This is a genomic window from Paenibacillus sp. FSL R7-0163 (assembly GCF_037969975.1).
GTDB lineage: Bacteria > Bacillota > Bacilli > Paenibacillales > Paenibacillaceae > Paenibacillus_AQ > Paenibacillus_AQ odorifer.
The window spans coordinates 2,764,736-2,790,895 of record NZ_CP150224.1; the positions used below are offsets into that span (position 1 = coordinate 2,764,736).

General features: G+C 40.7%; 25 protein-coding genes and 1 other annotated feature. Of the genes, 6 read left to right on the plus strand and 19 right to left on the minus strand.

Annotated elements, in window-relative coordinates; translation table 11 throughout:
- Window positions 1–86: 86 nt before the first annotated feature.
- A complete protein-coding gene (locus tag NST45_RS12170) occupies window positions 87–722 on the minus strand; it encodes a glycoside hydrolase family 11 protein (RefSeq protein WP_036677315.1) in 636 nt (211 codons plus the stop codon).
- Window positions 723–974: 252 nt separating this feature from the next.
- Window positions 975–1,856, minus strand: a complete 882-nt coding sequence (locus NST45_RS12175; protein WP_076272563.1) for an alpha/beta hydrolase — start codon at window positions 1,854–1,856, stop codon at window positions 975–977.
- A 157-nt stretch (window positions 1,857–2,013) separates the two neighbouring features.
- Between NST45_RS12175 and NST45_RS12180 the strand changes: the two genes are divergently transcribed.
- Complete coding sequence (locus NST45_RS12180) at window positions 2,014–2,727, plus strand: MerR family transcriptional regulator (RefSeq protein WP_076099224.1); 714 nt, start codon at window positions 2,014–2,016, stop codon at window positions 2,725–2,727.
- A 47-nt stretch (window positions 2,728–2,774) separates the two neighbouring features.
- Here NST45_RS12180 and NST45_RS12185 read toward each other — a convergent pair whose 3' ends face one another.
- The 7 genes from NST45_RS12185 to NST45_RS12215 all read right to left on the minus strand — a co-directional run bounded on the left by NST45_RS12185 (window position 2,775) and on the right by NST45_RS12215 (window position 8,357).
- Window positions 2,775–3,584, minus strand: a complete 810-nt coding sequence (locus NST45_RS12185) for a GNAT family N-acetyltransferase (RefSeq protein WP_036677321.1) — start codon at window positions 3,582–3,584, stop codon at window positions 2,775–2,777.
- A gap of 47 nt (window positions 3,585–3,631) precedes the next feature.
- Window positions 3,632–3,869: a binding site (T-box leader), on the minus strand.
- 78 nt (window positions 3,870–3,947) lie between these two features.
- Entirely contained in the window at window positions 3,948–4,397 is a 450-nt protein-coding gene (locus NST45_RS12190) for a DUF1569 domain-containing protein (protein WP_076099225.1), read from the minus strand.
- A 251-nt stretch (window positions 4,398–4,648) separates the two neighbouring features.
- On the minus strand, window positions 4,649–5,530 hold the full coding sequence (locus NST45_RS12195) for a phosphotransferase (RefSeq protein ID WP_339825691.1): 882 nt from the start codon (window positions 5,528–5,530) through the stop codon (window positions 4,649–4,651).
- A gap of 100 nt (window positions 5,531–5,630) precedes the next feature.
- Entirely contained in the window at window positions 5,631–6,194 is a 564-nt protein-coding gene (locus NST45_RS12200) for a hypothetical protein (protein WP_339212035.1), read from the minus strand.
- Window positions 6,195–6,544: 350 nt separating this feature from the next.
- Window positions 6,545–6,892, minus strand: a complete 348-nt coding sequence (locus tag NST45_RS12205; RefSeq protein WP_076099228.1) for a VOC family protein — start codon at window positions 6,890–6,892, stop codon at window positions 6,545–6,547.
- 272 nt (window positions 6,893–7,164) lie between these two features.
- Entirely contained in the window at window positions 7,165–8,091 is a 927-nt protein-coding gene (locus NST45_RS12210) for an IS3 family transposase (RefSeq protein ID WP_143766647.1), read from the minus strand.
- Entirely contained in the window at window positions 8,040–8,357 is a 318-nt protein-coding gene (locus NST45_RS12215) for a transposase (protein WP_036683594.1), read from the minus strand. The genes NST45_RS12210 and NST45_RS12215 overlap by 52 nt, the downstream gene beginning before the upstream one ends.
- Window positions 8,358–8,965: 608 nt before the next feature.
- On the opposite strand from NST45_RS12215, the gene NST45_RS12220 reads away from it, so the two are divergent.
- Window positions 8,966–12,028: an ATP-binding protein gene (locus NST45_RS12220; protein ID WP_305953513.1), complete on the plus strand. Its 3,063-nt coding sequence runs from the start codon at window positions 8,966–8,968 to the stop codon at window positions 12,026–12,028.
- 45 nt (window positions 12,029–12,073) lie between these two features.
- On the opposite strand, the gene NST45_RS12225 is transcribed toward NST45_RS12220, so the two are convergent.
- The 5 genes from NST45_RS12225 to NST45_RS12245 all read right to left on the minus strand — a co-directional run bounded on the left by NST45_RS12225 (window position 12,074) and on the right by NST45_RS12245 (window position 15,856).
- Window positions 12,074–12,868 (minus strand): SDR family oxidoreductase, encoded by a 795-nt coding sequence (locus NST45_RS12225; RefSeq protein WP_076099230.1) that lies wholly within the window; start codon window positions 12,866–12,868, stop codon window positions 12,074–12,076.
- A gap of 166 nt (window positions 12,869–13,034) precedes the next feature.
- Complete coding sequence (locus tag NST45_RS12230) at window positions 13,035–14,060, minus strand: AraC family transcriptional regulator (protein ID WP_038571075.1); 1,026 nt, start codon at window positions 14,058–14,060, stop codon at window positions 13,035–13,037.
- A gap of 18 nt (window positions 14,061–14,078) precedes the next feature.
- On the minus strand, window positions 14,079–15,026 hold the full coding sequence (locus tag NST45_RS12235) for an LLM class flavin-dependent oxidoreductase (RefSeq protein WP_076099231.1): 948 nt from the start codon (window positions 15,024–15,026) through the stop codon (window positions 14,079–14,081).
- Entirely contained in the window at window positions 15,007–15,369 is a 363-nt protein-coding gene (locus tag NST45_RS12240; RefSeq protein ID WP_076099232.1) for a hypothetical protein, read from the minus strand. Before NST45_RS12240 ends, NST45_RS12235 begins: the two co-directional genes overlap by 20 nt.
- Before the next feature lie 37 nt (window positions 15,370–15,406).
- Window positions 15,407–15,856: an OsmC family protein gene (locus tag NST45_RS12245; RefSeq protein WP_038571065.1), complete on the minus strand. Its 450-nt coding sequence runs from the start codon at window positions 15,854–15,856 to the stop codon at window positions 15,407–15,409.
- A 151-nt stretch (window positions 15,857–16,007) separates the two neighbouring features.
- Between NST45_RS12245 and NST45_RS12250 the strand changes: the two genes are divergently transcribed.
- On the plus strand, window positions 16,008–16,496 hold the full coding sequence (locus NST45_RS12250; RefSeq protein ID WP_038571063.1) for a nucleoside deaminase: 489 nt from the start codon (window positions 16,008–16,010) through the stop codon (window positions 16,494–16,496).
- A gap of 123 nt (window positions 16,497–16,619) precedes the next feature.
- Here the strand turns inward: NST45_RS12250 and NST45_RS12255 are convergent, their stop codons facing one another.
- The gene (locus tag NST45_RS12255; RefSeq protein ID WP_052097044.1) at window positions 16,620–17,519 is read right to left on the minus strand and encodes a glycerophosphodiester phosphodiesterase; all 900 of its coding nucleotides are present in this window, start codon (window positions 17,517–17,519) and stop codon (window positions 16,620–16,622) included.
- A gap of 326 nt (window positions 17,520–17,845) precedes the next feature.
- Here NST45_RS12255 and NST45_RS12260 point away from each other — a divergent pair, with 326 nt between their 5' ends.
- Together NST45_RS12260 and NST45_RS12265 are read left to right on the plus strand one after the other, a co-directional pair.
- Window positions 17,846–18,820 (plus strand): glycoside hydrolase family 43 protein, encoded by a 975-nt coding sequence (locus tag NST45_RS12260; protein WP_339825700.1) that lies wholly within the window; start codon window positions 17,846–17,848, stop codon window positions 18,818–18,820.
- A gap of 49 nt (window positions 18,821–18,869) precedes the next feature.
- Entirely contained in the window at window positions 18,870–20,012 is a 1,143-nt protein-coding gene (locus tag NST45_RS12265) for a glycosyl hydrolase family 8 (RefSeq protein WP_076144117.1), read from the plus strand.
- Window positions 20,013–20,095: 83 nt separating this feature from the next.
- On the opposite strand, the gene araA is transcribed toward NST45_RS12265, so the two are convergent.
- The 3 genes from araA to NST45_RS12280 are packed head-to-tail and all read right to left on the minus strand — an operon-like array spanning window position 20,096 to window position 23,872.
- Window positions 20,096–21,520 (minus strand): L-arabinose isomerase, encoded by a 1,425-nt coding sequence (gene araA, locus NST45_RS12270; protein WP_038571054.1) that lies wholly within the window; start codon window positions 21,518–21,520, stop codon window positions 20,096–20,098.
- A 32-nt stretch (window positions 21,521–21,552) separates the two neighbouring features.
- Entirely contained in the window at window positions 21,553–22,248 is a 696-nt protein-coding gene (locus tag NST45_RS12275) for an L-ribulose-5-phosphate 4-epimerase (RefSeq protein WP_036677359.1), read from the minus strand.
- Window positions 22,249–22,264: 16 nt separating this feature from the next.
- On the minus strand, window positions 22,265–23,872 hold the full coding sequence (locus NST45_RS12280; protein ID WP_339825704.1) for an FGGY-family carbohydrate kinase: 1,608 nt from the start codon (window positions 23,870–23,872) through the stop codon (window positions 22,265–22,267).
- A gap of 308 nt (window positions 23,873–24,180) precedes the next feature.
- Between NST45_RS12280 and NST45_RS12285 the strand changes: the two genes are divergently transcribed.
- On the plus strand, window positions 24,181–25,263 hold the full coding sequence (locus NST45_RS12285; protein WP_036677364.1) for a GntR family transcriptional regulator: 1,083 nt from the start codon (window positions 24,181–24,183) through the stop codon (window positions 25,261–25,263).
- A 255-nt stretch (window positions 25,264–25,518) separates the two neighbouring features.
- Here the strand turns inward: NST45_RS12285 and NST45_RS12290 are convergent, their stop codons facing one another.
- Complete coding sequence (locus NST45_RS12290) at window positions 25,519–26,112, minus strand: AAA family ATPase (protein WP_038571047.1); 594 nt, start codon at window positions 26,110–26,112, stop codon at window positions 25,519–25,521.
- Between the last annotated feature and the right edge of the window lie 48 nt (window positions 26,113–26,160).

Genomic DNA, 26,160 nt, shown 5'->3' on the forward strand with positions numbered 1-26,160 from the left:
GTTGAATGATCTAGAATGATCTAAGGCTGCCGGTTGTGGACCGACAACCTTAGCAATGATAGTGATTACTTATAGATAACCTGTTATTACCACACTGTTACGTTTGAGCTTCCGCTACTTTGATATCCTTCTGTCGCTAATACCTGGTAAGACCAACTGCTGCCCAGATTCATTCCGTAACTTTTCCAAGCATTAACGTGGTTGGCAAAAGTGATCGCGACATTGCTTCCCGTTGCTCGCTTGGATTGTCTTACACTCCAAAACTGTGTGAAGGTTGCCGTACCATCAATAGAAGGGGCGTTCGTTCTCGTAGTCGTATATATATCATATGTGCCTCCATCACTAGTCACGGTACCTTTATAGGTTCCAGTAGGTCTATAAGTGCCCCAACTATCAACGACGTAATATTCTATGAGGGAGTTTCTCGTCCACCCATAAAGAGTTAAATACCCATTGCCGGATGGTGCCCAGACGCCTGCATTGTAGTTTATTGTTCTAGATGGGGATCCAGTATTCCAACCTTTACCAACAACAAAGTTACCAGTATTTGACCATGTAACACTGTAATTCCCACCAGATCCATTAGTAGCATTTACTGTCCCGCCACCATCGGTCCAATTTTGCCAATAGTCTGTCGCTGCACTTGAGGTTGCTGCAAACAAGCTGAAACTCATTGAAGCGGCCATAATTACAGTCACGATTTTCTTGTTAAATTTAAACATAATCTACCTCCTGAAATTTTTTTGTCACTACATACCTACATACTGCTTGTCTGTATTTCTAGTAGTCGAGCAATTTCTTGTTGGGGCAGATTCGCAACACCACTTCCTTCCATATATATTAATGTAAGCGATTACATATGGAATCTTATCATAGATCGTTTACTATTTAATCTCTTCAAATTAAAGATTTTACCCTAAAAAGTATTGTTCTTTTGGGATACCTAATTCACTGGATTTTTGTATCTGCCACAATTACAATCCAGTATTTTTTAGTAACACGTTCATATACCATGGCTTAATCAGTGGTACAACTACTGCTGGCTGCATAGCTTTTGTATGGTCCATCTGGGCTCCCGAAAGGATTTCAACATCCCAGCCTAAATCCGCCAACTGCTCCTTATTCTTTTTTAACAACCCGACGATGTCAACGGTAACGCTCCCGAAATTTTCACCGTATACGATCGTATCATTTCCACCTGCAAAAGCTAGTTTAGGGAGACTAGGCAAATGTTGAATTCTGCGATCATCAAAGGCTGTGAGGCTCTGGTATAGGGAGACAAATTGTGCTGTAACACGGGTATCTATGGTAACCTTTATATTGTCCCAATCCATTTCGTTTGGATTATCCGGTCCAGCAGGGCTTTCCACAGATTCATTTTGGTTACTCAAAGCTTGTGTATGTGTTTTATGGGTCACAACCCTCATTTCTTGATAGGGGCCATTATAGGGTGGAAAACCTCCCATTACCAAACTCTCCAAGCGATCTGTTCTTATAGCCATTTGCAATCCAATCAACGCAAGCCAGGAATAACCGTAGTAACTAAAGCTTGTAACATTCATTTCATCCGCAATGTGGAGAAGATCCTTCACAATATGATCTGCTGTTAGATTTTCCACTGGATGTTGAAATAGATGACCTTCATAATCGAAATAAAGCACTTGAAAAGTGTCCGCTAATCCTTCAACAAAATGTTTACCTAATTCGGGATCTACTCCCCATAGCTTTAAGTTTTCTGCTTCTTGATTGTACACAGATTTTTTAGCGATGGGTAACATGATGGTTGGACGATCTGGAAGCCCTGCCATACCTACTTCTATTTCTGATTGGTTTGCTAATTGTATTATCTTTTTCAATGAACTCACTCCTTTGTGTTCTATAAAAGTATCATATAACATTCATGCAATCTTTCGGTTTATCCCTTTACCTCCCTTGATATATCTGCCTAAATTCGATTTAATATTGTTGTAGCACTTGAAGGTTCAACTTTAATGTTTCGGGGCGATGATGATTATGGAAGAGATATATACACCTACACTGATAGCTAAGCAATTAAATGTGAGTACCACTACTTTAAGGAGATACGAAGATCAAGACTTAATTCCAGATGTATCAAGGACCGCCAGCAACCGCAGATGTTACACTTCCATCCATGTACAAGCTTTTATTACCATTCGCGCATTATTGCAGGGATATGAAATTCCGGTTGTGTACGATGTGATGAGGAAGATTAAAGGCCAGCAGATGGAGTCTGCTCTTTGGGCAATCAATCAAGAGCAACATAAGACCCAAGTGGAAAAAGAAAGGTTAGAGGAAGTTTTACGCATGTTTCGGGATGTTGATTTATCAAAATACAAAGATTTAACTGTAACAGATTCAATGACGATTGGTGAAGTTGCACAAATGGCAGGAGTTAATCCATCAGCTATTCGGCATTGGGAACAAGAAGGGCTAATCTCTTCGAATAGGAACAAAGATAATAGCTACAGAGTCTTCACTTTAACGGAATTAAGAAAAATTATTCTTATCAGCAGTTTAAGGAAAACCGTTTATTATATCGAGAATATGAAACAGCTTTTGAATGAAATAGAAACACATAACTACAAAAAAGTGGAGGTATCCTTTCAGCTTGCCTTACAAAAATTGAATTCTCAATTAACGAAGCAATTTTTCGCGATAGCTGAACTTACAAACTATGTTAAATTGTATAAAAGTAATGCCAAGTAACATATTGATCATAGAAAAAGGACTACCTTGCGGTAGCCCTTTCGTGCCTATTTGAACTTGATGTCAACAATCTTTCCGCTTTCCACAAAACCAATATTTCGATAAACCTTATTGGAGTCAGGATTCTTTAAATCAGCATAAAGCATGGGCACTAAATCCTCCGATAAAAGAACAGAACATAACTCTGCTACTAGTGCACTTGCATAACCTTTTTTCCTGCAAGACGGAGGTGTGTATACCGCATTTAATCTGGAATATCTTGCCGACCGATGTGCAATGTACGCCATCGATACAGGTTTATCGTCTACAAACCATAAATACAAGTCACCTGTCTCAATCATCCTCTTGGCATCTAGAATTTTAGTTTCTGGGTTCACCGTAATCCCATAAGCTCCCTCTGAGAAACCCGCCAAAAATTCTGCTACAATGGCCACATTTTTTCTCGTTGCTTGTTGCATTATTCCCTTTACGTTCAAAGGTTTCTTTGGATCTGTACAGAAATAAGATTCTATAGTCATCGTGGACTCATATTGAAGATTATTTGCCTGAGAATACAGCTGCGCAAAACGTTCTGTTGTTTTTGGTTCTCCAGATACTCCCGATAATGTTGTCCCTTTAAGGAATTCTATAAGTTCTTCGTAGAGAACGATCTTCTTATCCTCGGCAATCTCCTTAGAACTCCAAAGCCATGCGTTATGTCCCGTTGACTGGGCATAGATCATTGTTTCACCAGAATCTTTTAAGCATCTAGAACTCTTCGACTCGCAAATAAGGTGAATCAGGTTGTATTGAACCTCATCAGCAATAAACATATCCTGGCTTAGTATGCGATCGGAAACATTGATTTTTTGGAACATCGTTACTCCTCCTTATTTATTTATATGAACGCAAAAAACTCCGTCCCATTAGGGACGGAGTAGATTCCGCGTTACCACCCTGATTAGTGTATTCGTGAATACACCCTCTCTGCCATCGTCCAACAACGATGCTTCTTTGTAACGGCAGAATCCCGGGCCCGCCTACTATGATTTCGGGAGCCAGCTCTGAGGCGATTGTTCGATTCGGGTGTCCACTGCCTCGCACCAACCGGCAGTTCTCTGATCGACATTTCCGGATTTACTTGTCCTCTTCGTCGCATTTGATTGCAATGTAATTAGATACAATATAAAGTAATAGGGATTTTATGTCAATAATATATTATTGTTCATTGCGAAAAAACACTAAACACCAAATTGTCTTAAATGATGGTCTAGATGTTTATAAATCCCTTTACCCCATTGCTCTGGAGTGAATTTCCCGAAAAAAGGATGTGGATGGGATGAACATTTCTCCGGACCGTTACTTTGAAAATTCATAATCTTTTGTTTCAGTATTTCTTTTTCTTCTCCAAAATCTCTGTCATCTAAAATAAGTATGGTCGGAATTGTTGACATATTGTGTGGTACCGGTTTGTCATTGTAAAAAATAGATTTTACAAACCTTCCTATTAATATTCCTAGCCAATGTCTTGGGGGAAAGGAACTTCCGATTGCGATGTCTTGAAACGCTGAACAGTGAGCCAACATTTGAGCAACATTCATCTTTCCCCATTGTGGTTTAGAATTTGGACTTAAATTCTCGATACGGCTCAGTATCTCAGCGGTATTTAATTTGTTATATATACTTTCCATAAACACACTCCCCATTGCGTTTTTCGGGTTTCGATTTTTTCATTATTAGGTCTGTTGATCCATACATTACGATAGGCTATTGTATTCATGATTGCATCATTATAATTTTACAGCATACTGCCGATCTAATATTCACCATTTTATATAATTATATCCTTTATTTACCATAATGTCCGTTAACGTAATAAAGCTATTCATCATGCAGGTAGCTCATCGTCTTAAAATGTCTTTAAATATCGTGTCCCGTAATTTCAGCAACCTACGGATTTCTGCAATACAGAAATACTTTCCTTTAGGAACGCCCTATTCTTTTCAATCCCTCTATTTTTACACCAGACAACAGCACTAAAAGCATGGTAAAAATCATAAAAGGGTAGTATTGTTTCCAAATCCATTAGAGGACGAATTGTTGAATATCCCTCTTTATACGAAATTCTACTTTGAGGATTCACTTCCCAAACATATCGGTTAATTTTTGTGAAATCAATTTCCGAGGATCCACCCCGTGCACTCTCAAAATCAATAATTCCAACAACCACATTATTATTTGTTAGTATATTACCTTGTCGAAAGTCCATATGAACAACACAGGGGTCATCAGGAGGAGGCAAAACTGAAAAAACACTCTCAAAGTGATTAATACATTTTTCGAAAAGTCCTCTCTCAAGGACTTCCTTGCAAGGTTCTATAAATTTTTCAAAGCTATTTCTTATATAAAGTCTCCAATTGTTCTGATTAAAAAATTGAAAACCGTCTAATCCTTCCACACCATATCCCGGCATTTTAACTTCATGCAGCCTTGCGTGAAGTAACCCAATTTGAAATGCTAATTCATCGTCAATAGCACCTGTACATGGTATACCTTTAATCTCAGATAAAAATAATGCACCAGAGATTAAGTCATCCCCACTCCAGAAGTCTAACACCTTTGGAACCGGTAATACCTCTCTCAACATTTCAAGCATACAATATTCGCGATATAGCTTATCCCTGTTATAAGGGATCTTCGCATACACCGTTTCTCCATTAGTAAGATTCAGCTTGTATACTTGTGAACTAAAGGACTCAGGAACATTATCTATACTTAATACATTAAGGTTAAATCTTTTTATGATCGTTTCTACTAAGTTCAACTCGCACCTCACATGTTATGAATGAAATAGTAATTAGTTCAGCTATCTTTTTCTTAATTTTATTTGAACTATCCTAACCGTTAGTGCAATAAGATTACACTTAGCTCTTTTTCTTTCTTGCTCTCAGGTAAATGAATGAAATCACTACTAGTCCTATTGCAATTACGACATACAAATCAATATCCTGCTCAAACATAAACCCCATCTTGTATTCTATGTGTACTTGCTGTTTGGGTCGAAGTCCTTCACCGAATAGTTCTGTTGCTTGGTTAAGGTTATTCATTTCAATTGTTGAACTGCATGGACTACTGCTTGTTACGCCATCCACTTCGCTAATGTATATTAAGTATTTATTACCTTCCTTAAAATCAAAACCCCAAGTGTAGTCTGTTCCCACAATAATTTGAGAGTCAACTTCAGTATTCCAACTTCGTTCAACATCCACTAATATATATCTGATTTTCTCTTTTGGCCCCGCAAATCCTTCTTGTTTCAAATCAACCTTTATTTGTTTTACTTCACCATAAATAGCTCCACCGTAGACCTCTAGGGCTTCTTGGGGACTTCCTATCTCGACACAGGATAAAGCTTTAGCATCTTGTCCATTTGCAATAAAGAACGCGAATGTGAAAAAACATATTAACGTGATTAAACGAAGATTCAATTTACCACCTGCTCTTATGATTTTATTTCATAACATCTTTATTGACTTTATTAATAGGTGAAATGTTGCACTAATTTTCCAGTTCCTTCAATGCAATAGGGAGTACACCTCGACGGTATGCTCCCTATTTAGGTTGCCTATAGTATTCTGTTAGCCGTGGATGCAGCGCAAGCGCCGCACCTCAGGTGATAGAAGCTAATGAATTCTTCCAAGGAGCTGAAAGCTTTGAAGAAGTATTACCCAAGGAGTTAATTCAACTTTAATCCCTAATTCATTTACAGTTAGATGTTGAACTGAGTTTTTATTAAACTAACGCACCTGTTAGCTCAATAGCAAAGATGTGCAACTCCTTACTTCTCCCAAAGCTCGATCAGTCGACCTTCTGGGTCTTCAATCCAAATAAACTTTCCAAATTCACTAATCTCTATTTTCTTTGCAAGAGGTACACCAATCTGTTCAAAATGCTTAATCGTCTCGTTTAGATCATGCACTTGGAAATTTAACATCACTTGTTGTTCTGTTGGAAAATAACTATCATCCTCGGTAAAGAAAGAAAAGATAGTCTTATTTCCCACTTGAGGTTTTATCACAGTCCCATTCCAATTCTCTATGTCAAGCTTCAACACCTCACTGTACCACTTTTTTGTAGCTTCAAGATTTTTAGTTCTCCAGAATATTCCTCCGAAACCTTTAATCATCGTATCTACACTCCTGTCTGCATTAAATTATCTAATAATATACCCTTTAGGATTAAGGAGAATCCACCGTTAACCTCCAGTCATTACATCGAATGGTAGTGCCAACGGGGTATTCAACATCATATTCACCAATAAACGAGAAGCCAAGCTTAAGACAAATGACAATAGAAGCATGAGTGAAGTCTATCGGACTCCAGAGTCGCTATTAGCCATAATTCGGCTCATTTGAGAACCTATCGGACTCTATGGACCTCTGTCAAGAAAGTGGACAGTCACGCAACAGACATTCTAGTCAATTGCTCAGCAAAACGAACTGGAGAAAGATACCCCAGCGCGCCATGCATTCGCTTGCGGTTATAGTAAAACTCAATATATTGAAAAAGTGTCTGGTAGGCTTGCTCCTTAGTTTTGAATCGTGGATTACAATAAATGAGCTCCTTTTTCAAAATGCTGTGCCACGACTCGATACAGGCGTTATCATAACAGTTACCTCTGCGGCTCATGCTGGACTCCATGCCATACGCTTTCAACTGCTTCGTGTATTCATGAGAAGTATATTGAGAACCTCTATCGGAGTGATGTAATAGACCCTTTTCCGGTTGTTTAGCTTCGTAAGCATCTTGTAAGGCGCCCGAAATTAAGCTAGTTTCCATATGGTTCTCCAAGCGCCACCCCACGATTTCGCGCGTGCAAAGGTCCATTACACTAGCCAGGTACAAGCGCCCTCCCCGGCAAGGAATGTACGTAATGTCGGTAACCCATACTGAATTGGGTTTGAGTATTTTAAATTGCTGGTTCAGCGTATTCGGGGCAATCGGATGGTCATGATTGGAGTCGGTGGTCTGTACGCGATACGTTTTGGAGACAATGGAGCGAAGCTTCATATGTCGCATGTACACACTCACCGTGCGTTCGGTAACGGTATAACCTTCTTGATGCAACAGGCGGGTGATCTTCGGACTCCCATACCGCTTTTGATGGTCTGCAAAATGATACTGAATTCGCTTCATTATCGCAGCCTTACGAAGCATATGCGTACTGGTTTTTTCTGTCCGCCACTTGTAGTACCCGCTCCGTGACACATGTAGGGTCATGCACATCTTCTCCAAGAGAAACTCGGAGCGATGTTTTTCAATAAACTGGAATCTCAGTTCCTTGGTTTGCTGAAGATGTGCACTGCTTTTTTTACGATCGCTAATTCCTCTTCCACATCAGCAATCTTGTTATCTTTTTCTTGAAGTTGACGGCTCATTTCTTTCAACTGTGCCTCGAGTTCCCGTACTCGATCCACGCTAGCTGCCGGTTCATTCTTTAGTTCTCGATACTGGCTCATCCATTGATGCAGGGTACTTTTTGGGATGTTGAGCTCTTCCGCCAAGTCGCCCACTGTCTTTGTTTGCTCTTGAATGAACTGCACTGTCTGTTTTTTAAATTCTTCGTTGTACCGTTGTCGATGTTCTCCCATGTGAACACACCTCCGTGGACTCATTATCGCCAGTCTGTTAACTACTGTCCACTTTTTATTCTAGCTTCACTATAGTCGCTATTGGCTCGAAAATCCCTCATATCGCGCATATTTGGAACGAATAACGCCTCTGGGGTCCGAAACACTTCTTAAAAGACAAAATTCAGCCAAATAGCTGCAACTGAGTCCGATCGCTCATCGTGAAGAGAGAGTGTGGGAATGCAAAACTTACAACAAGCAGCAAGCAACAAAGTCGCACATCCGGTATCACAGACGCCAAACAAACAGCAAAATAGCACATTCGGTATCACAGACGCCAAACAAGCAGCATAGTCGCACATCAAGTAATACAAACGCCCTACAGCAAATTCGAGTACTCAAGTGTTCAAGGAGTTACATCATGCTTCTTCCATGGGGAGATCATTCCTCCTAACCCCACGCAGTGTCCATTGCTCATTACTTCTCCTTCTTATGTAAATAATCTTCATTTTAGATTCTAGATTAGAATTATTTGCTATAATGTTCTCATGAAAAATAAAACTATTCTAAACAAATTAGCTATCATTCTACTTTTTATAAGCATTCTCTTTGGCCTACGCTGCATTTGGTTGAGTATATTTAAGGTTTCCAACCCTGTACCTGTGATTAACAATGGTGTACTGGATTTACGCGGCCAGGATCTGGAGCAGTCTAACTTATTCAGGCTGGATGGTGAATGGAGCTTCTATCCTTCGCAATTCGTAACGTCCAAGGATATTTCAACTTTACCAGAACCTTCCCTCCCGCTTCAAGTTCCCGGAGACTGGAGCCGCGCGATAGGAACGGATGACCCTTCTTCGTACGGTTTTGGTACTTACCGTCTGCGAATTTTGGTAGAACCCCTTCAGCAGCCTGTAGCATTGTGGATCAAACAAATCTATACTGCATCCAGCGTAGAAATTAACGGTAGCCTATTGCTCAATAATGGGACAATATCTCTTGATGCCGATACTTATGTGCCCAAAACCACCTCATATAAAGTATCCTATTTCACAAAAAACACAACAGTAATTGATGTGCTTATTCGTGTAGCAAACTTTGATCTACCTTATAAGGGGGGGATTGCAGGGCCTGTTTATTTTGGTTCTCAGGAAAAAGTTGACCGTACATACTTTTATACCGTAGGTTTTCAATTGTTAACAGCAATTATCCTGTTATTGCATGGGCTCTATGCCTGCATTCTTTATTTATTTAATCCTAAAGAACGTGCTTTGTTTCTTGTAGGGTTAATGACATTATCCGTAGCTGTTATCATTTTAGCCCGTAATGACAACTTACTTCTTGCAATAGTGCCGATTAATTATACCTGGTCATTAAAGATCCGATTGCTTGCTTTTTTGTGGCAAAATCTTTTTATTCTGCTTGTTTTTAGAAAATTCACCTCAGTTGCCAAAATCAATAAGGGGTTACGTGCATACGTAGTGAGTCTTGGTCTTTATTCTGTTTTTATACTTACCGTCCCAGCTTATTGGGTCAGCACATCCATTCATTTGGGAATCATTCAAGTGTTCCAGTATATTCCCTTCATTTGGTTGCTCTATAGCTTAGGGCGCTTATTATTCAAAAAGCAAGATGATAAAGATGTTGTTTTTCTGCTGTTATCAGGTGCGGCGATCGTTTCTAATTTGTTATGGAATTTGTGGGATAGTAACGGACACTATTCAATTGTCTATTATCCTTTGGATATTATCGCAGCCATCGTGGGCTTCTCAGCATATTGGTTTAAAAAGTATTTTCAAAATGCTAAAGAGAACATGGAACTGAATGAGCAGCTGAAAAAAGCAGACAAACTTAAGGACCAGTTTCTCGCTAACACCTCACATGAGCTGCGCACACCGCTTCACGGAATCATGAATATCGCACAAAATATTGTCACAAAGGAAAAGGACAGACTTTACGAAAGTAGCCGTCAAGATATGGAGCTGCTGATTACAATCAGCCGCCGTATGTCTCATATGCTTGGTGATCTACTGGATGTGGTCCGTCTTCAGGAGCATCGTGTTATTTTACAACAGGAACCTATTTCGGTTCAATCGGTAGTTCCCGGTGTGATTAGTATGCTTCAATATATGATTGAAGGTAAGCCAGTACAGCTATCTATGGATATCCCGGAAGCTATGCCGCCAGTTCTTGCGGACGAGAAAAGACTGGTGCAGGTTTTATTAAATCTGGTGCACAACGCGCTCAAATACACCGAAGCAGGACTTGTAGCTGTTAAGGCTGAGGAACAGGACGGACAGGTTCTTATCTATGTGACAGATACCGGAGTGGGCATGACTGAAGAGACTATGGCAAGGATATTTCTACCCTATGAGCAAGGCCCTCACGGAATAAATGACGGGCGTGGAATTGGGCTGGGATTAAGCATATGCCGGCAGCTGGTAGAACTGCATGGAAGCAGCCTACGCATTCAATCAGAGCTTGGTAAAGGTTCAACTTTTAGTTTCACACTCTCTCTTGCCGATTCTTACAGCGAACAGATAATAAGACAGACGGAACCTACAGTTTCGTATATGGCAGATGAGATTCATAGACAGATGACTGAGTGGGGAATTTCCGAACATCAGCCAAGTAATCACTCTGAAAAAATTCCACCGCTTTTTACAGAGATTAAGGTAAATATTCTGGTGGTAGATGATGATCCTGTCAATCTGAATGTACTAAAGGGTATTCTTGAAACCGAACCTTATATCATAACTACCGTGAACTCAGCCCATGAAGCATTGGAATTGTTGGATAAAAGGAACTGGGACTTACTTATTGGCGATGTTATGATGCCACAGATGTCGGGATACGAATTAACACAGAAGGTTCGTACTCGCTACTCCTTATATGAGCTTCCAATTCTATTGCTTACTGCCCGTAGTCAGCCTGAGGATATTTATACTGGATTTTTGTCCGGTGCCAATGATTATGTCACAAAACCTGTGGACGCAGTGGAGCTTAAATATCGTATTCGGGCTTTAACTGCAATGAAGCTATCCTTCAATGAACGGGTGCGGATAGAAGCAGCATATCTACAAGCACAGATACAACCACATTTTTTATTCAATACGTTAAACTCTATTGCCGCACTCAGTGATTTGGATACTAAAAAAATGCAGGAGCTCATTGGTGCGTTTACTTCTTTCTTAAGAATCAGTTTTGACTTTTTAAATGTCGGAGAGCTCGTGAACCTCTCCCATGAACTGGAATTGGTAGAATCTTATCTGTATATTGAACAGACTCGATTTGCAGAAAGGATATCTGTTGTCTGGAAGATAGATCCGAATATTGATATCCTAATCCCTCCTCTATCCATCCAACCGTTGGTAGAAAATGCTGTTAAGCACGGTATACTTAAGCGCCAACAGGGTGGAACTGTTCAAATACGTATTATCCGTCTGCACAAGGCTGTAAAGATTGAAGTGGAGGATGATGGGCAAGGCATAGATTCCGGAACACTCTCTTTACTGCTGAAGCCATTGATGGAAGGCAAAGGTGGCATCGGGCTGGCCAACACCCATCGGAGGTTAAGTCAATTATATGGTCAAGGTCTCTCGATCCAGAGTAAGCCTGGAGAAGGCACCTTGGTATCCTTTGTTGTACCAGAGGACAGTGATAACTTTTCAAGCAAAAAAGCCGCTCCATAAGGAGTGGCTTTTTTGTATCGTTATCTATATCCTCTTAGAGTACGCTTAAAAAATAGTCGGCACCATTCCCCCATCCATGCGAATTGGAGAACCTTTAAATGCAGAGGCATAAGGACTGCATACAAATGCTGCTAGTCTGCCTATTTCAAAAGGTTTAATAAATCGTTGTATTTCAGATTGAGGAAGATTTGTAGTCAAGAATTTTCTTTCTTTTTCTGAAAAAGTCATATCCTCATTGGAGTATATCCCATCAATAATTTGATGCACATTTTCAGATAGTGTTGGTCCTGGCATGATTGTATTGACTGTAACTTCAGTTCCTATCGTTAACTTAGATAAGCTTTTTGACAATGATAATAACATTGATTTGGTCATTGCATATTGAGGCATTTGGCCTGAAGGCATAATGGCTTCTTCACTAGCAATAAAGAGAATGCGGCCATAATCTTTTTGTAACATTTTAGGTAAATAGAATTTTGTTAATCCATTCGCAGCAAGGACATTAGTGCGGAAGTATTTTTCAAATATTTCGTCGTTAACGTCCTCATATTTCATAATTTCATAGATACCCATATTATTAACTAAAATATCTATATTAGGGTATTTTTCGAATAAGGCTTCTCTTTGCGCAATATCCACAATATCCGCTGTAGCATTTTGTGGAGAGGTAGCCGGGAAATTCGACTTTATTTCATTTACAGTCTGTTCTACCTGATCATAATTCCGTCCATTAATTAGTACATTAACTCCTTCTTTAGCGAGTTCAATGGCGATTGCTTTACCAATACCTTTTGTTGATCCTGTAATTAAAGCTGTTTTATTATTTAATCCCATATCCATATTACATTTCTCCTTTTATCACGGCGTGCTGAGTAGTTGTCATTTTAAGAACAGTCCTGTGTGCCGGCTAGGATTATATTATCGTACCGGGGTTGTTCAGTAACTAGCGGATTGCGCCAAAGTTCTTGTTTAACACGCCAATGATAAAACTCTGAAAATACTGTCTTTATGAAGAGGGTATCGTGTTTAACCCTAAATGTTCATTACGCCAATTTGAAGGAGTATCACCTTCCCAAAGACGAAAGGCACGGTAGAACGAGTTCTGGTCTTCATATCCAATCAAGAAAGCCACTTCTTTAATATCAAGCGAAGGATCTGCCAGATACTCTCGTGCTTGCTCATGTCTAGCTTGTGTCAGCAATTGCTTGAAGCTTGTGTTTTCTTCAGTAAGCCTGCGTTGCAAGGTACGGTCACTCATACTTAATACCTTCGCAACAGCTTGAATGTCAGGGCGTCCTCCGCTGAAGCTGCGTTTCATGATCCATTTGACCCTCTCGGTTATAGAGCGTGTGCCCTTCTGTTCAGCAAGCGTCCGGTCCAAAACGGGAGTCAGAATCTCCAGCAACTCTTCGTTGTACGAGATAAAAGGATGATTCAAATCATTTCGACGCAACGTCAAACGATTATATTGAGCATCTATCTGAATTCGGCAACCGAAATAAGCTTCAAGAATCTTTACATTTCCTATAGGCTGTGAAAACTCGACAAGCTGTGCTGTCAAAGGTAGACCTGTGCCTCGCCGTCCGAGTTCTAGAAGAAATGCCAAAGTGAGGCCGAGCAGCAGCGGTGGACCAGAATGCCCGGGATGCTGCCATTCCAATTCGATTGTACATAGCTCGCCTTCCTCGGTAATACGCAAGCTTTCAGGAGGGCACATTTGTTTGTATCGTACCATTCGGTTAAGAGCATCGCGATAGTCCTTAGCATGGTATGTTGCTAAAACCGTCGGCGGATATTGTGTGGTTTCAAAGACGGTTGCAAGCTTAATGATTCCTTCGGCAGTATCCCCAATGAGATCGTTATATGCCTGCCAGACTGCGAAATATTGAGCAGTGGTGACTTCTGACTCTCTGAGATGGCTAAGTGGAAGATTTGCTTTGCTGGCTACATCTTGTGCAGTTATCCCTAATTGACTTAATCCAGCCCAAAATCCTGGTGGGATTTTAATTTGATCAGAGGTATGAGACTTCATACATATGGACCTCCTTTATTAAGAACTCCAGCACGCTTGGGCAAGCAGTTCGAACGAATGCAATCGTTTCTCATAATCTGGAATCATGGTAACGATAATGAATTCATTAACTCCATACAAAAGAGATAACCGTTCCAACTTACCTTTAACACTTTCCGGAGTACCTACCAGCAGCTTGCGTTCCAAGGGCTCAGACTTCGCTTCGGCAGAACCTTCTTGTTGGAATAATGCCGTACCAGATGAGGCCAATCGCTCTGCCTCTTCCTCAGTCTCGGCGCAAATGACGCCAACAGCAACCATGGCCCGCGGTTCAGGAGAAAGTGAAGAAGGAGTAAATGTTTCACGGTAAGCTTGCAAAACCTCCTCCCCTGCTACATCGCTCATGAACTGGCCGAACACATAACCTGCTCCAAACTCGGCAGCATATGCCGCGCTTTTCTTGTTTGTACCCAGCAGCCATAGCTCTGGAGATACGGGTGGGACCGGCCGGGCGGTTATTGAACGTCCTTCATAGGAATAGTTGCCCTGTAATAATTCAGTGACTCCTTTAAGTAGTTCTGGCATTTTCCAAACATTTTCGAGAAAATTGCCACTCAGTGCTAAACTTACTTCAGCAGTACCTCCGGGAGCTCTGCCTAATCCAAGGTCGATGCGTCCGGGGTACAAACTGGCCAGCAAATGAAATGCTTCCACCACCTTTAGCGGCTTATAATGTGGCAGCAATAAAGCGCCTGAGCCAAGGCGAATGTGTGCTGTTTTCGCTCCAATATGCGATAAAAGCACCTCCGTAGAGGTACATGCTAATCCCGGCATATCATGATGTTCAGCAACCCAATAACGAGAATATCCCAGTCTTTCTGCTGTCTGAGCCAGCTTCACTGCTTGTCCCAATGCGGTAATAGCATCCACCGTATTAAAAACAGGTACGAGATCTAATACACTAAGCTTAATGGATGTTCTTGTCATGATTAAGTCCTACTCGAGGGTTTCGGTAAAATTCGATCATATCGATAAAAATAAGCTTGTAATCAACTGCAACCGCGGCCAGATCATACATTTGGCCATGGCCGTCTTCTTTGGAGGCAAAAACAACATCGTGCCGCAGCTTATCCATAATCATTTTGCCGATGAACTGATGCTCGTATTCCGCGTACTTCTTTTTGAAAGCTTCATTAAACTCCCACAGCTCTTGGTAAGACCGCTCTAGCATTGCGTTTACCAAAGTCAGCTCATTGCCCTCTTTTTGTACAGCTACGTAATAATTTCCGCGATCATCCTTGATCAAATCCTTATATAACTCAACATTCAAAGTTAACGTCTCCTCTCTGATTACCTAGAACTCAATTTTATAGGCTTGCAGTCAGCACCGTTGGCTCTGTCGTGATTTCTACATTTCCTGCAACAGCTCTGGAGATCATGCAGGAGCCTTCTGCTTTATGGGCAATACGGATGGTTTTATCAATATCGTCCTGTGACGCATCTTTGGTAAGGGTGATTAGGGGTGAATGTTTGATGGCTTCATATGTAAAAATGTTATTCGTTACATCGACCGTCGCCTCTGAGGTTAACGTCAGCTCTGAAGTCGTCAGCCCTGCCCGCTCCAGCATTGCTGCAAGTGTAATGAGATAACAGGTTGCTGCTGCTCCCAAAAGCATCTCATCCGGATTCGTTCCTACTCCGGGTCCTCCCATTTCTTTCGGAATGGAAATTTGAGTCTTAAGCTGTCCAGCTTCAATAGTTCCGTCACTGTTACGGCCACCGTTCCATACGGCGTTCAATATAAATGGGTGCTTCATTTTTATATATCCTCCCTAGCTTGATATTGCATGATATATTTTTCATCGAATACTTTACATGCTAACATAGAAGAATGTGGTGAACAAACAGGCTCAGGCCTACAATTCATGAAACTTATCTATAAATTAAAATCCAGGAGGTTCTACCATCATGATAAACGACACGGATATAAAACATCTCAAGCGTTGTATTGAACTTGCCCGAATTGCACTAGAAGCTGGGGACGAACCCTTTGGTTCAGTCCTTGTATCAGCAAGTGGAGAAGTGCTGGCGGAAGACCGCAACCATGTAGGTAACGGTGACCATACTCAGCATCCCGAATTCGCTTTAGCCCGCTGGGCAGCTCAGAATATGACACTGGAAGAACGTAAGCAGGCAACAGTGTATACCTCCGGAGAACATTGCCCTATGTGTGCAGCGGCACACGGTTGGGTTCGTTTAGGACGAATTGTATATGCCAGTTCCTCGAAGCAATTATCGGCGTGGTTAAATGATATGGGAATTGCAGCATCACCCGTCCGTAATTTAAGGATTCAAGAGGTTATTCACGATGCGTTCGTAGATGGCCCTGTACCGGATCTTGCAGAACAAGTACGGGAGCTTCATCTACAATTTCACGAGAAAAGACTTCTTCAGTAATACGAAGAATCAAAAATATTCTATTTTTCCGTAAAAAAAGAACCTTCGGATAAAGGTTCTTCGGCTGTCGAGAAAGTCTCGACAGCTTTATTTATGTCCAGAAAAGGGTGATTTCACATCCCTTTACCTTTTATTATTCTTAATTACTTCGCTAAAGCGGTCAGGGAAATTTGTATGTACACCATCTACACCCCAAATTACGGCTTTATCCATATTCACTTGATAATTCACAGTATATGGAAACACCTTTAGCCCTGAATTTTTTGCCTGCGCGACATATGCCGCATTTATTTTTTGAAAGTTAGGACTTATGCCTACCGCATAAGTTTTTAATCTATTCACATAGGATTCTGATATTTTATAAACAGGAAAATCATACCATACAATTTGATAAAGAGGGACTGCTGGATTTATGGAATGGAATCTACGTAAACTCGCTTCACTAAATGAATGTATAGCAACATGAGCCGACAGATCATAATTTAAGATTTCTTCATTTAACAATGCCTCGATGTTCGAATTCGACGTGGGATCTTTAATCTCAATCATATAGTCCACTTCTTTTCCGAACCTTTCAAATACCTCTTTTAGTGTCGGAATACGTAAATCTACATATTTATCTCTAGCGAACATGGGATATTGTTCATTAAACCATGAACCCGCGTCTAATTTTGAGATCTGCTCTAAAGTAAAATCCTTTACATACCCTTTAGCATTCGTGGTGCGATTTACGGTCCCATCATGAATAACAACAGGAACATGATCTTTTGTTAACTGAATGTCTAACTCGATATAATCGGTCTTCATATCAATAGCTAGTTCGAATGCAGGTATTGTATTCTCAGGAGCATATCCTGAAGCACCACGGTGAGCGATGGTATATACTTTATCCGCAGGCATGATAATTTCCTTTACTTTAATGCGAATCCAGGGGGAATAAGCATACAAAGAGGTGAACAATAAGATTAACAAAAGCACATGTATACCTATAAAGTAGATTCTAGAATTTTGAATTTTTTGCATTAAGCTAACCTCATCTTTTAAAAAATATAATGTGGAATACTTGGTGACTTTCGCTCTAACATTCATTCTTGTGTAAAATTATGATTTATATTCCCTTATGTTAATCCCACCTCAATGTATTTGTAAGGTCAAAGCTTGGAGATTTCTATTGTACCAGATTATCTAGAGAAAATATTGCGAGGCAGCATAAATGAGAAAGGGTCTGCAAGGTCAAGAAGCAACATCTAAACTTTGTGGGGTATAAACTATAGTTGCTATATATACAGAGTCCTAAAGTTCTTATACCATTAACTTTGTAAGCGATTAACTTTATAGGAGGAAATGACTTGACAAAGCCAGTGCAACCCAATGAACCTCTCGTAACTCATATTTATACTGCGGATCCTTCTGCTCATGTATTTGAAGGCAAGATTTATATTTATCCCTCTCATGACCTGGATCACGATATGATCTCTAATGACAACGGTGACCAATATAATATGGAGGATTACCATGTTCTGTCTATTGATGGAGATGGCTCCCCTTGTATCGACCACGGTGAAGTACTTCATGTGAAGGATGTTCCATGGGCTAAACAGCAAATGTGGGCTCCGGATGCAGCATACAAAAACAATACCTACTATTTGTTTTTCCCAGCCCGAGACCATGACGATATTTTCCGAATCGGGGTTGCCACCTCAACTTCACCTTCCGGACCCTTTACACCTGAACCAAGCTACATTCCTGGCAGTTATAGCATTGATCCCGCTGTTTTCGTTGATAATGATGGCAAATCATATATATACTTTGGGGGTCTTTGGGGCGGTCAACTTGAAAAATGGCAAACCGGCTCATTTGTTGCGAATGCCGAGGGACCGGCTGAAACGGCACCAGCTCTTGGACCTATCGTAGCGGAGCTGAGCGAGGACATGCTGAGCTTTGAAGGTACGCCTAGAGAAATATCCATCATCGATACGAACGGAAATGCGATTCTTGCTGGAGATGAAGAAAGAAGATATTTTGAAGGTCCATGGGTTCATAAATATAACGGTTATTATTATCTTTCTTATTCCACGGGAACTACCCATAATATTGTATACGCTATCAGTAAAGATCCGCTTGGGCCTTTTGTATATCAAGGAAAAATACTTACACCCGTCCTGGGCTGGACAACACACCATTCTATTGTTCAGTTTAAAGAGAAGTGGTATTTATTTTATCATGATAGTTCTTTATCTGGTGGTGCTGACAACAAGCGATCTGTAAAATATACGGAGCTGAAATACAACGATGATGGCACCATTCAAACCATCCATCCTTAGTTTTTATTGAAATGGAGTGCATGCTGGAGTGCACAGGAGGGGAAATATCATGCCAATGACACAACAAGGTGCTTTTTATACGGGGAAATATCGCAATTTATTTAAGGAGTTTGGCTTTTCTGAAGATGAAATCAACGCTAAACTCGAAGAAACTTGGAGTGATTTGTTTTACGGAGATCCGAACGTACGAATCTACTATCCGCTGGACGAGGATAAAAGCTATATTCTGGATACAGGTAATCTGGATGTTAGGTCTGAAGGAATGTCCTACGGGATGATGATGGCTGTTCAAATGAATAAAAAAGATGAGTTTGATCGTTTATGGAAATTCTCCAAGACGTTTATGCAGCACAAAGATGGCCGTTATGCCGATTACTTTGCTTGGCACTGCAAGCCTGACGGCACAAGAATTTCTCAGGGACCCGCACCGGACGGGGAAGAGTTTTTCGCCATGGCCCTGTTTTTTGCCTCGAAACGTTGGGGAAACGGTCCGGAACCTTATAATTATTCTGAGCAGGCTCGAACAATATTGCGTGCTTGTGTACATAAAACTGAAACAGGCGCTGGTGACTCAATGTGGGACGCGGAAACGAAACTGATTAAATTCGTACCGGAATCCACCTTCAGTGATCCATCTTACCATCTCCCCCATTTCTATGATTTGTTCGCTTTGTGGGCTGATGAAGGTGACCACATGTTTTGGCGAGAAGCGGCGGAAGCCAGCCGCACTTATCTACACACTACATGCCATCCTGTAACTGGTCTCGCTCCCGAATATGCCAATTTTAACGGCACTCCGGCAGAACCCCAGCCTCATGGTGATTTCAGCCATTTTTTCAGTGATGCTTACCGGGTTGCGGCTAATATCGGTCTGGACTGGGCATGGTTCCAAAAGGACAGCTGGCAGGTCGATCAATGTAACCGGATTCAAGCTTTTTTTAGGAATATCGAAGTTTCCAATTACCGGCGGTATACTATTGAGGGACAGGCATTCGACGAACCGGCGCTGCATCCGGTAGGCCTTTTGGCAACCAACGCCATGGCTTCGCTTGCTTCGGATGGCCCGGAGGCAGAGCATTTTGTCCGTTTGTTTTGGGATACACCTTTGCGAACTGGACAAAGTCGTTATTATGATAACTGTCTGTACTTCTTTAGTTTATTGGCCCTAAGTGGAAACTATCGCATTTATTGAAGTATATCGAACAAAACAATAGGACTCCATTCCTCGAAAAGGTCGAGGAATGGAGTCCTATTAATCGTAATAAAGCTTTGCTATTATTTAATTACTACATATTCCAAGTTAACAAGTTTTGCGTAAGCAATAATTTGGTCTGTTGTAAGAGTTAAAGAAACAACGGTGTGGTGACCGCCACCATTTTCGATCCAAGCTTTTACCCCGTCTTGGAAGTTTGGTTTAACATTCCAAAGCACACGAGCTACTGGTAGGTTTGGAGCTGGAACAGTTGGTTCAAAAGCAGTCACTTCGTTGATCAAAAGTTTGTAATGCGTACCGAAGTCAGCCATGGAAACCACTACACCGTCTCCTGCTTTACCGTCAAATACTAAACGGGCTGGATCGTCTTTGCCACCAATACCTAGTGGAGACACGATGATTTTTGGTTTGTTGCTTGCCAAAGTAGGATCTACTTCAAGCATATGGGATTGAAGAATAGATTCTTGTCCAACCGTCAATTCATAAGTGTAATCTTCCATAAAGCCAGTGGATTGGTTATGGCTCATCACTTTAAGCAAGCGGTCGAGAGCTGCAGTCTTCCAGTCTCCCTCTCCAGCAAAACCATATCCTTGTGCCATCAAACGTTGAACAGCAAGTCCTGGAAGTTGTTTCATTCCATGTAAATCTTCGAAGTTTGAGGTGAAGGCATTGTAGCCACCTTGATCAAGGAAACGTTTGATAGCAATTTCATAGCTTGCTTGAACTCTTACGCTAGCTTCCCATGCTTCTTTGCTGTTAGTGCCATAGTCGAATTCATACAGCTCTGCATATTCAGCAAACAAACCATCGATTTCTTCTTCTTTAACTTCATTAATGACTTGAACCAGGTCACCAATACCAAAGTAGTCAACCGTCCAGCCAAATTGAATTTGGGCTTCAACTTTATCTCCTTCAGTTACACCAACGTTACGCATGTTGTCACCAAAACGAGCAACTTTGATATTGAAGCTTTCGTTATAAGCAACGGCTACGTCCATCCATTCTGCAATTTGCTTTTGAACTTCAGGGCGTTCCCAATAGCCTACAACCACTTTGTTTTGTTTGTTCAAACGGGCGTTAATAAAACCATATTCACGGTCACCATGAGCTGCTTGGTTTAGATTCATGAAGTCCATATCAATTGTTGCCCATGGAATACTTTCATTATATTGCGTAGCTAGATGAAGCAAAGGTTTTTGCAGCATTTTTGTTCCGCGGATCCACATTTTTGCAGGTGAGAAAGTATGCATCCAAGTGATGACACCGGCAACTTCGTCACGATAGTTAACTTCTTTCATAATGTTGGTGATTTTATCTGCGCTGACAGCTAAATCCTGCAATACTAGTGGGTAAGGCAAAACTCCGCTTTTATTCAAAGCATCTGTCATCGTTTGTGCGTGCGCTTTAACTTCAGCCAATGCTTCTTCCCCATAAAGATGTTGCGAACCTACGACAAACCAAAATTCTTTTGCTACTGCTGTTGACATATTCATCCTCTTTTCATCATTTTGTAGTTTGATTATTTTTGACCGTAATAAGCGTCTTTCCCATGTTTGCGCAAGTAATGTTTATCTAGAATACGTTGTGGCAATTCTTCCGCAAAATGGTTCAACTCTCTAGCAAATAAATTCATTTTTGATACTTCATCCAACACTACGCTGTTCATTACAGCGGATTTTGCATTTTTTCCCCAAGTAAAGGGTCCGTGGCCTTTAAGCAAAACACCGGGAACCGCCATAATATCTATCCCGCGTTGTTCAAAGGTTTCGATGATTACATTACCTGTTTCCGCTTCGTAACCCCGATCGATTTCCTCTTGCGTCAAGAAACGCGCACAAGGAATGGAGCCATAGAATGTATCAGCGTGCGTAGTTCCCATTACAGGAACGTCAAGTCCTGCTTGTGCCCAGATAGTTGCCCAAGTGGAATGTGTATGCACGATTCCGCCAATTTCGGAGTAATGTTTATAAAGTACTGCGTGAGTAGGTGTATCGGAGGAAGGTCTCATTTCCCCTTCAACCACATTGCCATCCAGATCAACGACTACCATATCGCTGGCTTTCATTGTTTCATAATCTACACCACTAGGTTTGATTACGAATAATCCACTTTCGCGATCAATTGCACTCACATTTCCCCATGTATACTTGATAAGTCCATGTTTCGGCAATTCCAGATTGGCTTGAAAAACCTCTTCTTTAAGTTGTTCTAACATCTTGGTCCCTCCATTCTCAGACTAAATTATCAACAGCGGATTGCTCAATCGCCAGACCTTTTTTATAACGTTCGATAAAGGTTTCAAACCCTTTAATGTCGGTTGCATCGGGATGAATTTCTTCTCCCTTTACATCTTTGAACACTTTTTGATCGAGGAAGTCCTCCAAGCTTTCTTCCTGATTTTTGCTCATCATGTATGAGGCAAGAATAGCCATTCCCCATGCGCCGCCTTCTCCAGCAGTCGACATTACGGAAACAGGAACATTCAGTGAAGCTGCCATCATTCTTTGGCCAACAACCGGAGTCTTAAATATACCGCCGTGTCCTAAAATACTATCTATGGCTACATTCTCTTCTTTCGTCAAAATGTCCATTCCAATTTTCAAAGCACCAAAGGCGCTGAACAAATGTGCACGCATAAAGTTAGCCAGATTAAATTTGCTCTCAGGCGAACGTACAAATAGCGGACGGCCTTCTTCTAACCCCGTAATGTTCTCACCCGAGAAATAACCGTAACTGAGCAATCCACCCGCATCTGCGTCTGCTTCCAAAGCCTTATTCAGCAGTACGCTGTACAATTTATCAGCTTCTACGTTTTGCCCCATTGCTTCATAGAACTCACGGAATAATCCGAGCCAGGCGTTAAGGTCACTTGAACAGTTATTAGCATGAACCATACCTACCGGACTTCCGTCTGGTGTAGTCACCATATCAATTTCCGGATAAACCTTGGAAAGATCTTTTTCCAATACGATCATGGCAAAAACAGAGGTTCCTACGGAGACATTTCCGGTACGTTTTCTTACACTATTGGTAGCAACCATACCGGTTCCCGCATCCCCTTCTGGAGGGCTAAGCGGAATCCCAGCTTGTAATTGCAATGATGGATCCAGAGTTTTGGCTCCTGCTTCGGTTAATAGACCCGCTTGCTCACCGGCAACATACACCTTAGGAAGAAGATCGCTGGTCTTCAGCGAATAACCTTTGCCAGCAATAAGCTCATCAAACTGTTGTATCATGGATTCATTATAATTCCCTATGGATTCATCAATCGGGAACATACCTGAAGCATCCCCAACACCAAGTGCTTTGTTGCCGGTCAATAACCAATGAATGTATCCTGCCAACGTCGTAACAAACCGAATCTCCGGCACATGTTCTTCTTTGTTTAAGATCGCCTGATAAAGATGAGCAATACTCCAACGTTCCGGGATATTGAATTTAAATACATCCGTCAATTCTTTGGCTGCCTTACCAGTTGTTGCATTACGCCAAGTCCGGAACGGAACGAGCAATTGATCCTGTTCGTCAAAAGCCATATATCCATGCATCATTGCAGAAAACCCGATTGAACCAACGGTTTGGAGGGTGATTCCGTAATTTTGTTGAACTTCTTGCTTCATCTCACGATAAGCATCTTGTAGACCTTTGATAATATCTTCTAGGCTGTACGTCCAAAAGCCGTCTTTCAATTGATTTTCCCATTCATAACTTCCAGAAGCGATCGTTTGAAAACTATGATCAATAAGTACTGCTTTAATACGCGTGGATCCAAATTCAATCCCTAGCGAAGTTTCTCCCTTATTGATTGCTTCTTCGATGCTTAATCGATTCGATATCACGTTAGTCACCTCTCTGACAGCGCTTTTTTAATATAAAAGAATTCGCTTTCTTAATTAACAGCTTTAGTATAAATTTTTGTACGTACATTTGTCAATAAAATAGTTATATATACATACAAATATGGAGATGATAATAATTTAACTCCGTGCTTAGTTTGTTTATGATGATCTAAAGGTACGAAATATTTACATTTTTTCATAAAAAAAGAGCCCCTTTATATTTAATTCGTAGTCATGCTATAATTTGTACATACAACTTAACGAAATGAACGAATCAAAAAGCGAACAAGTATGGAAAGAGGAATTACATGAAACCAAAGTATCAAGTGATTATAGAGGATATAAAAAGCAAGATCCTTTCAGGAGATTACAATGTAGGCGAACAAATTCCTACGGAGTCTGCCTTGCAGTCCTTGTACGAGGTTAGCAGACAGACTGTTAGAAAAGCCATTTTAGAGCTATCCAACGAAGGATTCCTCCGCAGCGAAAAAGGTTCTGGCACGTATGTCAGCAACCAATATCGCACAAAGACCGGCGGGAGTTCACATAAGAAGACGATCGGTGTAATTACGACGTATATCTCTGACTACATCTTCCCTTCTATTATCCGGGGGATTGAAAGCCGAATGAATGAGGATAACTATTCTCTATTATTGGCTAGTACCAATAACGATGTTGCGCAAGAAAAAAAAGCTCTCGAAATGATGTTGTCCTACGGCGTAGATGGTTTAATTATTGAACCTACGAAAAGTAATCTGTATAATCCCAATATTGCGTATTATCTGTCATTTAAGGAGCAAGATATTCCACTCATTATGATTAATGCTTTTTATGAGGAAATAGAGCTCCCCTTCCTTTGTCTTGACGATGTGCAGTCCAGTTATCTGGCAACAAAAGAATTGATTTCCAAAGGCCACTCTCAAATTGGACTTATCGCAAAAATGGATGATTTACAAGGCAAATATCGAATGAAGGGTTATATCAAAGCCCTCGAAGAAGCTAAATTGCGGTTTTATCCAGAGCAAATATTTTCGTTCAACACCGAGACCAAACAAACCTTAGCTACGAACTTGAAGGATTTCCTAAATAAAAATAGAGATACCCTCTCTGCGATTGTCTGCTACAACGACGAGGTTGGTTTGGAAGTGGTCAATGCTTGCAGACAGCTGAACATTTCTATACCAGAGGAATTATCAATTATTGGCCAGGACAACTCCTATATTGCCCAAAATGCGAACATCAAACTGACCACTTTAACGCATCCCCAAGAAACTATGGGCCGTGATGCAGCGGATTGGGTCATTAAAAAATTACAAGGAAAAAAGGATCTTCCCAACAATACTTATTATCAACCTGTGTTAATTGAAGGAGAAACAGTAGTCGAGAGATAGAATAAATTCTGAGGGATTTGTGTTTATCTTCATATATAAATGTAATAACCCACCAGTTGTGACTGGTGGGTTATTTGCAACTGTTATCTTAGTATTCTTTAAAGGTTCGATTCTTGTTTTGAAGTCAACAGTACAGAAGAAGCAAACTGTTTCACAAGCTTGCCGGGATTTATCCCGTATTTATCCCGAAATCCCTCGGCAGCCCGAGGGGTGATAGCCCCAAGGCTTGAATATGGTGTTATCTGGATACACCATCTAGGAAACACTAACATTTCTTTTACTTAATTTCTTAAATACCGAGTATTCCTTATTGGACTTAATAAAACTTAATATCTTTTCAGCACATTCTAATGAATTCATCTCTTCCGTATTTACTTCGAGGTCATATTCTTCAAAGCAATATACTTTGCTAAACTGTGAAGCTGCTAGTCCAATCATTCTATCTCCTCTTGTTTGCTCTCTTCTTATGAGTTCTTCTTTCGAGCATATTACACCTATAAATAACGTAGGGTGATCGAAAAATTGATCAAGAAACACATTAAACCTCTTATCGTTGTCGATTACGGTATCTACTATTACATTAAAACCAAATTCTGATAACAATTTAATTGTCGAATGGTACACTGAGAATATGGAATCATCCAATATTTGGGAAACGACTTGATGATCTATTTCTCTTGTAGGTTCATCTGGAAATTTATTATTAATAAAATCATTGTAATTATTAAAAAAATCATCAATTGATAAATGATAAAAAGGAATCTCTTTCTGTTTTATCAGTTCAGTCGATATGGAGGTCTTTCCGGAACTTGAAGTTCCATTTAGAAAAACTAATATCCCTTGCTTCAATTTAATCATCCCTTCAAATAATAATCATTGCAACTCAGAGATTATTCG